Annotated in this window: 8 protein-coding genes; 7 read left to right on the top strand and 1 reads right to left on the bottom strand. The window is 63.9% G+C overall.

Annotated elements, in window-relative coordinates; all coding sequences use genetic code 11:
* Positions 1 to 24: 24 nt before the first annotated feature.
* Complete coding sequence (locus tag G3O01_RS36930) at positions 25 to 1,092, bottom strand: putative zinc-binding metallopeptidase (RefSeq protein ID WP_205811954.1); 1,068 nt, start codon at positions 1,090 to 1,092, stop codon at positions 25 to 27.
* Between the two features lie 365 nt (positions 1,093 to 1,457).
* Between G3O01_RS36930 and G3O01_RS36925 the strand changes: the two genes are divergently transcribed.
* From G3O01_RS36925 to G3O01_RS36895, 7 genes are all read left to right on the top strand, one after another.
* Entirely contained in the window at positions 1,458 to 4,892 is a 3,435-nt protein-coding gene (locus tag G3O01_RS36925) for a transglutaminase family protein (RefSeq protein ID WP_205811953.1), read from the top strand.
* Between the two features lie 45 nt (positions 4,893 to 4,937).
* On the top strand, positions 4,938 to 7,547 hold the full coding sequence (locus tag G3O01_RS36920; protein WP_205811952.1) for a circularly permuted type 2 ATP-grasp protein: 2,610 nt from the start codon (positions 4,938 to 4,940) through the stop codon (positions 7,545 to 7,547).
* Positions 7,547 to 8,437 carry a transglutaminase family protein gene (locus G3O01_RS36915; protein ID WP_205811951.1) on the top strand — a complete coding sequence of 297 codons (891 nt, stop codon included), beginning with the start codon at positions 7,547 to 7,549 and terminating at the stop codon, positions 8,435 to 8,437. The genes G3O01_RS36920 and G3O01_RS36915 overlap by 1 nt, the downstream gene beginning before the upstream one ends.
* Positions 8,438 to 8,510: 73 nt before the next feature.
* Positions 8,511 to 8,936, top strand: coding sequence for a MarR family transcriptional regulator (locus G3O01_RS36910; RefSeq protein WP_205811950.1), 426 nt, complete (start codon positions 8,511 to 8,513; stop codon positions 8,934 to 8,936).
* 63 nt (positions 8,937 to 8,999) lie between these two features.
* Positions 9,000 to 9,443, top strand: coding sequence for a MarR family transcriptional regulator (locus tag G3O01_RS36905; protein ID WP_205812003.1), 444 nt, complete (start codon positions 9,000 to 9,002; stop codon positions 9,441 to 9,443).
* 80 nt (positions 9,444 to 9,523) lie between these two features.
* Entirely contained in the window at positions 9,524 to 10,621 is a 1,098-nt protein-coding gene (locus G3O01_RS36900; protein ID WP_205811949.1) for an HlyD family secretion protein, read from the top strand.
* A gap of 21 nt (positions 10,622 to 10,642) precedes the next feature.
* A complete protein-coding gene (locus G3O01_RS36895) occupies positions 10,643 to 12,223 on the top strand; it encodes a DHA2 family efflux MFS transporter permease subunit (RefSeq protein WP_205811948.1) in 1,581 nt (526 codons plus the stop codon).
* Positions 12,224 to 12,235: the final 12 nt, after the last annotated feature.

The raw sequence follows: 12,235 nt of genomic DNA, 5'->3' as shown, positions 1-12,235 counted from the left end.
TTCACGGCGGGCGCGCAATGCGCGCTAGCTGCGCGTCGACGCCTGCGCAATCACGCGATGCACGAAGCGCAGCTTGTCGACGACGGGCGGCGCCAGCGTGAACGGATAGCCGTCCGGCATGCCGAGGCTGCGGTTCAGGCTGTTCAGCGCGTCCGTCAGCGGATACCAGCGCTTCATCAGGTTATCGAAGCTGGCTTCCTCGACGGGCGTCTGGTCGGTCAGGCGCGGCTCGTTCGGCGCGGGCGGCAGGAGCGCGAGCCCATAAGCTGTCGACGTATCCAGCACATCGACAATCAGCAGATAGTGCGCCCACGTCTCCGCCCAGTCTTCCCACGGATGCATCGTCGCGTATGCGCTGATGTAGCTGTTTTCCCAGTCGGCGGGCGCGCCGTCGCGATAGTACTTGTCGAGCGCCTCGCCATAGTCGGCCTGTTCGTCGCCGAAAAGCGCGCGGTATGGCTCGAGCCAGCGCGTGCCCGCAATCAGCTTCTCGAAGTAGTAATGCCCCGACTCGTGCCGGAAATGCCCAAGCAGCGTCCGGTACGGCTCGCGCATATCGGTGCGGACTTTTTCGCGGTGCGCATCGTCGGCCTCGGCGATGTTCAGCGTGATCCGGCCGTTGTCGTGGCCCGTCATCACCGGTTCGCCGTCTTCCGTGTTTTCGAGGAATTCGAATTCGAGGCCGTTTTCGGGGTCCGCGTGACGCGATTCGATGGCGAGACCGAGTGCGTCGAGCGTGTAGAGCAGGCGGCGTTTGGCCGTCTCCAGCCGGTACCAGTAAAGCCGGTTGTTGTTCGCTTCCGTGAGGTTCGGAATGGTATGCGTGAGGCGGCACGAGCGGCACAGCGTTTCGGGATCGTCGGCGGGCAGCATCCAGTTGCAGACGTTCTCGACCGCGTAGTTATGGCATTGACGGTACAGCTTGCCTTGCGCGTCGGGATGCAGGCTGCGCCACTGGCCCTCGCCCGCAGCTTCGAAAGCGCTGATCTCGCGTAGTTCGGGCACGTAGCCGAGCAACGCCTCGCAGCGCTCGCACAGCACGTTTTCGAAAAACACACGCTGGTCGCATCGGTTGCAATGGAAGGCTTTCATCGCTTCAATCCGTTTGTGTCGTTTTGCCGTTGAGGAATGACCGGTTCGCGGCCGTGCGCGCGCCGCACGAAGCAAGCAGATACGCATAAGGACGCGCGCGAGCGTACGCGCAATCTTCATGCCGCACGGGTATAACGTCGCTGGTCTTGCGCACATTGCGTGCGCGCACGCCTCGCGCGATGCTCCGCTTTGGTGCGTGCGGGTTGTCGAGTGTCCAGCGTGCTTCGCGATTCGAAGCATGAAGGCAAGACGTGACAATGCGATAGATTCGATTGCAGCACCGGCAACGCTTTTCATCTCAACGGCATAAAGCTTGCTTTTCGCGTCTGCCCCTTTATCGGCTTTTTCCGACCAGGAGTCCCGGAGTGTCCATACGTGTCGCGCTGAACCATGTCACGCATTACCGTTATGACCGTCTCGTCGGATTGTCGCCGCAGGTCGTGCGTCTGCGCCCGGCGCCGCATTGCCGCACGCCGATCCTGTCGTACTCGATGCGCGTCGAACCGGAAGAGCACTTCATCAACTGGCAGCAGGACGCCTTCGCGAACTATCAGGCGCGGCTCGTGTTTCCCGAGCGCACGCCCGAGTTCAAGATCACGGTCGATCTGGTCGCGGAAATGGCCGTCTACAACCCGTTCGATTTCTTCCTCGAACCGGCCGCCGAGCAGTTTCCGTTCGATTACGCGCCCGAACTGGCCGCCGAGCTTGCGCCGTACATGGTGAAGCGCGAGATGACACCGCGTTTTGCGGAGTTCGTCGCGAGCATCGACCTGACGCCGATGGCCACCACCGATTTCCTCGTCGCGCTGAACCAGCGCCTGCAGAGCGACATCCGCTATCTGATCCGGATGGAGCCGGGCGTGCAGACGCCCGAGGAAACGCTCGTCAACGCGTCGGGTTCGTGCCGCGATTCCGGCTGGCTGCTGGTCGAAACGCTGCGCCAGCTTGGCCTCGCGGCACGTTTCGTGTCGGGCTATCTGCTGCAGCTCGCGCCCGATACCAAGTCGCTCGATGGCCCGAGCGGCACCGAATACGATTTCACCGACCTGCACGCATGGTGCGAAGTGTTCCTGCCCGGCGCGGGCTGGATCGGCTTCGACCCGACTTCCGGGCTGCTGGCGGGCGAAGGACACATTCCCGTCGCATGCACGCCGGAGCCGGGCAGCGCCGCGCCGATTTCGGGCGCCGTCGACCAATCCGAAGTCGAGTTCGATCACGCGATGTCGATCACCCGCGTGCTCGAAACGCCGCGCGTGACCAAGCCGTACACGGAAGCCGCGTGGGACCGCGTGCTGACGATGGGCGCGCAGGTGGACAGCAAGCTCGACGCAATGGACGTGCGCCTGACGATGGGCGGCGAGCCGACTTTCGTGGCGGTGCGCGACCGCGACGCCGCCGAATGGAACACCGACGCGCTCGGCCCGACCAAGCGCGGCTACGCCGTCGGACTGATGGACAAGCTGCGCGCCGAATACGGCGCGAACGGTTTCCTGCACATCGGCCAGGGCAAGTGGTATCCGGGCGAGCAGTTGCCGCGCTGGGCGTTGTCGCTGTACTGGCGCGCGGACGGCGAGCCGTGCTGGCACGACCCGTCGCTATTCGCCGACGAGCGCAGCCCCGGCAGCTATACCTCCGACGATGCGCAGCGCTTCATCACGCGGCTCGCCGACAAGCTTTCCGTCGACGGCGGGAATGCGCAGGCGGGCTATGAGGACACGTGGTACTACCTGTGGCGCGAGCGCCGCCTGCCCGTCAACGTCGATCCGTTCGATTCGCGTCTCGACGACGAAATGGAGCGCGTGCGGCTGCGCCGCGTGTTCGACGCCGGGCTGTCGGGCGTGACGGGCTACGTGTTGCCGTTGGCGCGGTCTACGGGCGGGCCGGGCTGGGCGAGCGGCGCGTGGTCCTTCCGCGACGAGCGCATGTACCTGATTCCCGGCGATTCGCCGATGGGCTTGCGTCTGCCGCTCGATTCGCTGCCGTGGGTTTCGAAGGGAGACTATCCGTATCAGCATGCGCACGATCCGTTTGCGGAGCCCGTGCCGCTGCGCACGTCGGCGCAATTGCGGATGCAGTACGAAGGCGTGTCGTACGACCCGCGGGGCGGTGCCGATGTTGGCGGCGGACCCGCTGGTCACGGCGCTGCGGGCACCGGCCCCGGCGCGAGCGCAAGACCCGGTGACCGCTTCCCTGAACGCGGCGAATCGGCGTCATCGGTGATCCGCACGGCGGTGTGCGTCGAGGCGCGCAATCCGGCGCGCGCTGCCGGGCCGAAGGTGGAAGCCGACGCACTGGGCGACGGCCGCGCGCTGCTGCATGTTTTCATGCCGCCGCTCACCGAAATTGACGACTACCTGGATCTGCTCGCCGCCGTCGAAGCCACGGCCGCGGAGCTGAAAATGCAGGTGGTGATCGAAGGCTATCCGCCGCCGCGCGATCCGCGCCTGCACGTGCTGCAGGTGACGCCCGACCCCGGCGTGATCGAAGTCAACATCCATCCGGCGAAGAACTGGGATCAGCTCGTCGACCACACTGAGTTCCTGTACAACGCGGCGCACGAGACGTATCTGAGCACCGAGAAGTTCATGCTCGACGGGCGCCACGCAGGCACGGGCGGCGGCAACCACTTCGTGCTCGGCGGCGCGACGCCGGCCGACAGCCCGTTCCTGCGACGCCCCGATCTGCTCGCAAGCCTCGTTGCGTACTGGCTCAACCATCCGTCGCTGTCGTATCTGTTCTCGGGTCTTTTCATCGGGCCGACGAGCCAGGCGCCGCGCGTCGACGAGGCGCGCAACGACCAGGTCCACGAACTCGAACTGGCGTTCGCCGAACTGCAAAAACAGGTCGATCTGCTCGGCGGTCGTGACAGTGCGGCTGTGCCGCCGTGGCTGATCGACCGCGCGCTGCGCAACATCCTGATCGACGTGACGGGCAACACGCACCGCGCCGAATTCTGTATCGACAAGCTTTATTCGCCCGATGGTCCGACCGGGCGCCTCGGCCTGCTCGAACTGCGCGGCTTCGAAATGCCGCCGCACGCGCGTATGAGTCTGGTGCAGCAATTGCTGCTGCGCGCGCTGGTCGCGAAGTTCTGGGAAACGCCGTATACGCAACGCCTCACGCGCTGGGGCACGGAGTTGCACGACCGTTTCCTGCTCGGCACCTTCGTGCAGATGGATTTCGACGATGTGCTCGCCGATCTGCGCGAAGCAGGTTACGCGTTCGAGAACGAATGGTTTGCGCCGCATTTCGCGTTCCGCTTCCCGGCGATCGGCGAGATGCACGCGAATGGTTTGTCGCTGATGATCAACGGCGCGCTGGAACCATGGCACGTGATGGGCGAAGAGGGCGCGGCGGGCGGCACGGTGCGATATGTCGATTCGTCGGTGGAACGGCTCGAAGTGAAGGTGCTCGGTCTGAACGACAATCGGCACCGCGTGAGCGTCAATGGCGTGACCTTGCCGCTGCAGCCGACGGGCCGTATCAGCGAATTCGTGGCGGGCGTGCGTTTCCGCGCATGGGAGCAATCGTCGTCGCTGCATCCTACGATAGGCGTGCACGCGCCGCTGACCTTCGATGTCGTCGATACGTGGACGGGCCGCTCGATTGGCGGATGCCAGTATCATGTCGCTCATCCGGGCGGGCGCAACTATCAGACCTTCCCGGTGAACGCGTACGAAGCAGAAAGCCGGCGGCGCGCGCGCTTCTTCACGACGGGCCACACGCCAGGCCAGCTCGTAGCCGAGGCGCCGCCGCGCAGCCTGGAGTTTCCGTTCACGCTGGATCTGCGGCACTGGTAAGCCGCTACAACCGTAAGCTCACAACAACAGACTCGCGACGACATCTTGGCCTTTCAATCGACCTTTCCGTTCGAAGCGGCAGCCGGCCATCCCGACGCGCTGGCGCTGCTGCGCACGATGCCGTTGCTGGACGTGCGCGAAGGCCACTGGGACGAACTGCGCGACGCTTCGGGGCTGCTGCACGCCCCGTGGCGGCGCTTTTTCGAACTGCTCGGCGAGGATGGTGTCGCGGGTCTGGAGCCGGGACGGGCGTCGATCGCGCAGCAGGTGCGCGACAACGACATCACGTACAACGTGTATGCCGACAAGGGCGAGCCGCGTCCGTGGGCGCTCGATCTGCTGCCGTTCATCATCGGCGAGGAGGAGTGGGCGCATATCGAGCGCGGCGTGCAGCAGCGCGCGCAGCTACTCAACGCAATCGTCGCCGATGTGTATGGTCCGCAGAAGCTGTTGTCGCACAGCAAGTTGCCGCCTGCGCTGGTTTATGGGCATCCGGGTTATCTGCGCGCTGTGAAGGGTTTTGTTCCGCCGGGCGGGCAGTTCCTGCAGGTGGTCGGCGTCGATCTGGCGCGCGCGCCGAACGGCGAGTGGACGGTCGTCTCGCATCGCACGGAAGTGCCATCGGGACTTGGTTATGCGCTCGAAAACCGCATGATCGTGTCGAGCGTATTCGCCGATGCATTCCGCGAAATGCGCGTGAGCCGGCTCGCGCCGACCTTCTCGACGCTGATCGCGACGCTCGCCGAAGCCGCGCGCGCGACGATGCGCGACAGCCGCTCGGACAGCGCGCCGCATATCGCGCTGCTCACGCCGGGGCCGTTTGCCGAGACCTATTTCGAACACGCGTTTCTGGCGCGTTATCTGGGCGTGACGCTCGTCGAAGGCAAAGACCTGACGGTGCGCAACGACATGCTGTATCTGAAGACGCTCACAGGTCTGGAGCGCGTGCATGTCGTGGTGCGGCGGCTCGACGACGCGTTCTGCGACCCCGTCGAGCTGCGCGCGGATTCGACGATCGGCGTGCCGGGTCTGTTGCAGGTGATGCGCGCGGGCAATGTGATCGTGTCGAATGTGCCGGGTTCGGGCTTTGTCGAATCGCCGGCGATGCACGGTTTTTTGCCCGGTATCGCGCAAACGTTGCTGGACGAACCGCTGCTGCTCAATGGCGTGTCGACCTGGTGGTGCGGCGAAGAGGCCGCGCGCGAGCATGCGTTCACGAACATGGAAGAGGCCTTCCTGCAACCGACGTGGCCTGCGCGCACGCCGGATGGGCCGCCAGGCATCTCGCAGGGTGTACAGCGGCTGGATGCGTGGAAAGCGCGCATCGAGCGTTCGCCCGATGCCTTCACGATCCAGCAACCGCTGCCGTATTCATGCACGCCGCGCTACGAAGACGGCACGCTCGGCAGCCGGCCGTGCGTGATCCGCGCGATCGCCGTCGCCGATACGAACGGCAGCTGGCACGTGCTGCCGGGCGGTTTCACGCGCCTCGCGGCGGAACGGCAGACGTCGGTGTCGATGCAGTTCGGCGGCAGCAGCGTCGATACCTGGGTGCTGTCGAGCCATCCGAATTCGTCGTTTACGCTGCTGCCTTCGCCTTTGAAACCCGCCGACCTCGCACGCAAGCATCGCACGGTGTCGAGCCGCGCTGCGGAAAATCTCTTCTGGAGCGGGCGCTACGGCGAACGCGCGGAAAACAACGTGCGGCTGTTGCGGCTGATTCTCGGCTCGCTGGAAAGCAACGGCGCGGACACGATGTTCGCGACGCTTGCCGAACTCGCGCTGCAGTTCGGTCTCGTGCAAACGGGTGACATCGTGGCAGGGCAATCGCTGCAGGCATTCGAGCGCACGCTGGTCGCGAATCTTCACGAAAACACGGGCGCGTACGGTATCGGCCAGAATCTCGCGAGCCAGGCGCGCGCGAGCGGCGAGATTCGCGGCCGCCTTTCGAACGATCACTGGCGCATCATTCTCGCTGCGCGTAACGACTTCCGCGACGCGCTGCATGAACTGACGCCTGCGGCTGCGGTTGCGTCGAAGGCCTCGTCGCGCGGCAAGGCGCGGTATAACCGCGTGTCGCTGATGAACGCGCTCGAGCATCTTTCCACGCAGCTCGCGGCGATCAGCGGCGCGCAGGGCGACCGTATGACACGCGACGAAGCGTGGCGGCTGATGTTCGCGGGCCGGCACATCGAACGCGTGTGGACGATGACGTCGATCCTGCGCGTCGTCGCGACGCAGCGCCAGCTCGCAACGCCCGCCGCGTTCGATCTGCTGCTGCAACTGTTCGACAGCACGCTGACGTATCGCTCGCTGTATCCGGGGCGCCTCGAAGTGCCCGCGCTGCTCGATCTGCTGGTGATCGAGCCGACCAATCCGCGCGGGCTGTACGGCGTCTATTCGCGGCTGTGCACGAAGCTCGACGATATTTCGATGGCGGCGGGCAGCACGCGGCATCGGCGTTTCAACGACCTGCTGCCGCACGCGAGCACGCTACCGTCGCTCGAGCAGTTGTGCACGACGGACGGCGAGGGCCTGTACACGGAGCTGATCGAACTGTGCGACCGCCTCGCGATGAGCGTGACGGCCGCCGCGAATGAAATCAGCGCGCGCTATTTCAGCCACGCGAATACGCTGGCCGCGCAGGTGTCGTGATGAAAGACGCGCATACGCTGCTGTCGGTGTCGCATCGCACGACCTATCACTACTCTACGTTCGTCGAGACCGCGCAGCATCTCGCGACCATTCGCCCGCTCGCGTGCGCGTGGCAGCGCGTGGTCGCGCATACCGAGCGCATCGAGCCTTCGCCTTCGTATCTGCATAGCCGTGTCGACGCGTTTGGCAACGATGTGCTGTATTTCGCGCTCGATGCGCCGCACGAGCGTCTGCAGATGGTCAGCGAAACGACGGTGCAACTCACACCGCGCTGGAACGATCTCGATCCCGACGCGACGCCCGAATGGGGAGAGGTCGCGGATTCGCTGCGTTTTCGCGCGGGTGGCGAGTGTCATCCGCAGGTCGAGTTCTGTTTCGCGTCGCCGAATATTGCGCTCAAGCCTTCGCTGCGCGACTACGCGCTGCGCAGTTTCCGACCTGGCACGCCGATCGTCGCAGGCGCGATCGATCTGATGCACCGCATTCACGCGGATTTCGACTACAAGCCGTCCGCGACGATGTTCGATACGCCCGCAGAACGCGCGTTCGATATGAAAAGCGGCGTCTGTCAGGACTTCGCGCAGGTGATGATCGGTTGTCTGCGCGCGCTCGGGCTTCCCGCGCGCTATGTGAGCGGCTATCTGCGCAACGATCCGCCGCCGGGACAGCCGCGACTGATCGGCGCGGATGCATCGCATGCGTGGGTGTCGGTGCATTGCCCGCAAAGCGGCTGGATCGATCTGGACCCGACCAACGACGTGCTCGCCGACATGGACCACGTGACGCTCGCGATCGGTCGCGACTATAGCGATGTGTCGCTGCTGCGCGGCATGATTCTTGGCGGCGGCGCGCATCGCGTCGAAGTCGCCGTCAGCGTATTGGCGCTATGAGCAACAGTGAATTTCAGCAGGTGCACCATTCTGCGATTTGACAGCGTGCATACGCACATATAGACTCCTTCTCATGAGCAAGCCCATTTCCCACGACGATTGCAACTGCTTCGCACTGCGCCAGGCGGCGCGGTACGTCACGCAGATCTACGAGCGCCATCTCGGCCAGGTCGGCCTGACGGCGGCTCAGTTCACGATCGTCGCAAAGCTTGCCCGCAAACCCGGCCTGACCATGATGGAACTGGCCGACACGATGGTGATGGAACGCACGACGCTCGTGCGCGCGCTGAAACCCTTGCAGCGCGATGGCCTCGTGATCAGCGAATCGTCGGAGCACGACGGCCGCACGTATCAGTTCAGCCTGTCTGAAGCAGGTAAGGAAACATTCGAACAGGCCGCCGTCGCCTGGCGCGCCGCGCAGGACGAATTCGAAAGCAAGTTTGGGCGCGGCCGCGCCAAGGCGCTGCGCGCCGAACTGTTCAATCTGACAGCCGAATAATCCCGTTCGTATCCGATACGCGTCGCAAGATGCGTTCGACGAAATCGATTTTATGGTGTGCATATGCACGTAGAGTTCGATACTGAAGCAGTCCAGGTTTCACCCGAAGACGATTGCTTTGCGATCCGGCAAGCGGCTCGCTACGTGACCCAGCTTTACGACCGTCATCTCGGGCAGGTGGGTCTGAAGATCTCGCAGTTTTCGATCATGTGCCGGCTGCGCCGCCGCAGATGGATGACGATGAAGGAACTCGCTGATTCGATGGTGATGGAACGCACCACGCTGGTCCGGGCGATCCAGCCGTTGCAGCGGGACGGGCTGGTGTTCACGGAAGCGTCGCGCAGTAATCGCCGTGTGTTGACGGTGACGCTGACGACAGCAGGCGAAGAACGGCTGATCGCAGCGCGCGAGCACTGGTACGCCGCGCAAAACGAATTCGAGCAGCGCTTCGGGCCGCAGCGCGCAGCGGATCTGCGGGAAGAACTGTTCGACATGACGAGGCGGTAGCGCTCGACAAATCACGTAATCAGGCAGGCGCTTCGTCGCGCTTTTTTTCAACGATTCCCAGTGCATACGCACATAGAGACATGTCTACCACTCCTTCTATTGCACCACCGAACGTCGCTGGCGCCGCGAAACAGACGCGCAGCATTCCGTGGATGCTGCTGGCCGTGCTTTCCGTGGTCGTCGTGATCGCGGCGGCGGGATCGTACTGGTTCTTCGTGGGCCGCTTTGTCGAAACCACCGACGACGCCTACGTCGGCGGCGACGTCACCGTGCTCGCGCCGAAGGTGAGCGGCTTCGTCGATCAGGTGCTGGTGCAGGATAACCAGTACGTGAAAGCGGGGCAGGTGCTGATACGCCTCGATGCACGCGATTACGATGCGCGCCTGGCGCAGGCCGATGCCGAGGTCGCGAGCGCGGAAGCTTCGGTGACGGAACTCGAAGCAAAGAAGTCGCTGCAGCTTGCGACGATCAACGAGCAATCGGCTGAAGTGCGCGCGTCGAATGCGGAGCTGACGCGCAGTGCGTCGGATGCGGTGCGTTATCGGCAACTCGTAAAGGACGAAGCGGTGTCGAACCAGGTCGTCGAGCGCGCCGATGCGGATCTCGCGAAAGCGCATGCTTCCGTGGATCGCAGCGGTGCTGCTTTGACAGCGGCGCAGCGTCAACTGACTGTGCTCGACGCACAGATCAACGACGCGCACGCTCGCGTCGCCACGGCAGTCGCGGCGCAACGTGTCGCCGCGCTGAACGTCGAATACACGACGATCCGCGCACCGATCGACGGTTATGTCGGCAATCGTACGGCGCGCGTCGGCGTGCTGGCGAATGTCGGCGTGTCGCTGCTGACGGTCGTGCCCGCGAATGGCTTGTGGATCGACGCGAACTTCAAGGAAGACCAGCTGAAGAAGATGAAAGTGGGCGACACCGTCGACATCGATCTCGATGCGTCGAGTCGCGAGATCGAAGGCGTGGTCGAAAGTCTTGCACCGGCAACGGGCGCGACCTTCAGCGTGCTGCCCGCCGAAAACGCGACCGGCAACTTCACGAAGATCGTGCAGCGCGTGCCCGTGCGTGTGCGCCTGACAGTGCCGAAGGACATGCAAGGCGTGTTGCGCCCCGGTCTCTCGGCGACCGTGAAAGTGCATCTGCGCGCCGACGCAGCCCGTTCGGCTTCGTAACTCACGGACGCCGCGCACATCATGAGCAAGACGACATCCGCTCCCATGAACCCGGCCGATCTGCCGACCGGAACCAAAGTCTTCGCGTTCTCGCTGCTGTGTCTCGGCTTCTTCATGGCGACGCTCGATATCCAGATCGTCGCGTCGTCGCTGAAGGATATCGGCGGCGGTTTGTCGGCGAGTCAGGATGAACTCTCCTGGGTGCAGACCGCATATCTGATCGCCGAAATCATGGTGATTCCGATGTCCGGCTGGCTCACGCGCGTGTTCTCGACGCGCTGGGTGTTCGCGGCCTCCGCGCTTGGCTTCACCATCACGAGCATGCTGTGCGGCCTCGCGTGGGACATCAACTCGATGATCCTGTTTCGCGGCCTGCAAGGCGCGGCCGGCGCCGCGATGATTCCCACCGTGTTCACGACAGCCTTCATGCTGTTTCCCGGCAAGCAGCGGATCATCGCTGCGACGACGATTGGCGCGCTTGCCTCGCTCGCACCGACGATCGGCCCGGTGATCGGCGGGTGGATTACCGATCAATGGTCGTGGCACTGGCTGTTCTATCTGAACCTCGTGCCGGGTGTCGTCGTCACGGTGCTGGTGCCGCGCTACGTGAACGTCGATCACGCCGATATCTCGCTGCTCAAGAGCGGCGACTATCTGGGCATCCTGCTGATGTCGGGCTTTCTCGGCTGCCTCGAATACGTGCTCGAAGAAGGTCCGCGCAAGAACTGGCTCGGCGATAACGTCATTCTGTTCTGCACGTGGATCTGCGTGATCTGCGGCTTCCTGTTTCTCGTGCATGCATTCACCGCGAAGGAGCCGATCGTCGATCTGCGGGCGCTCGCGATCCGCAACTTCGGTATCGGCAGTCTACTGTCGTTCATCACGGGAATTGGCCTGTTCTGCACGGTCTTTCTGACGCCGGTGTTTCTGTCGCGTGTACGGGGGTTCGATTCGCTGCAGATTGGTCTTGCGCTGCTGTCGGTCGGTTGCGCGCAACTCGTCGCGTTGACGGCGTACTCGTTCCTCGCACGCAGAGTCGATATGCGTCTGCTGATGGTGTTCGGGCTGATCTGTTTCGGCGTCGGCTGCTACCTGTATGTGCCGTTGACGAACCAGTGGGGCTGGCAGGAACTGCTGATTCCGCAGGTGCTGCGCGGCGTCGGCCAGCAGTTCTGCGTGCCGCCTATCGTGACGATGGCGCTCGGTTCGCTGCCGCCTTCGCGGCTGAAATCCGCGAGCGGTCTGTTCAACCTGATGCGTAATCTGGGCGGTGCAATCGGTATCGCCGTGTGCAGCACGATGCTCAACGACCGGCTGAACCTGCATTACGAACGACTCGACGAACATGTGACGGCGGGCCGTCCTGTAATCGAAGCGATGCTGCACAACCAGGCTGCGCATTTTGCGGCTGTCGGTGGCGACATGCTCAATGGCGCATCGGCGGGCCTTGCATCGCTGCACGCGCTGCTGATGCGCGAAGCGCTCGTGCTGACCTTCTCGGACACGTTCCTTGCGGTATCGCTGTGCTTTGGCGTGGGTTTGATCAGCGTGCTGTTCTCGAAGCCTTTTGGGTTGACCGCCCCGCCGCCCGACGCACATTGAACCGTACGCATG

Source organism: Burkholderia sp. Ac-20365 (assembly GCF_017104715.1).
Classification (GTDB): domain Bacteria; phylum Pseudomonadota; class Gammaproteobacteria; order Burkholderiales; family Burkholderiaceae; genus Paraburkholderia.
Note: the sequence above shows the minus strand (reverse complement) of the source record. Positions and strands in the feature narration are given on the sequence as shown.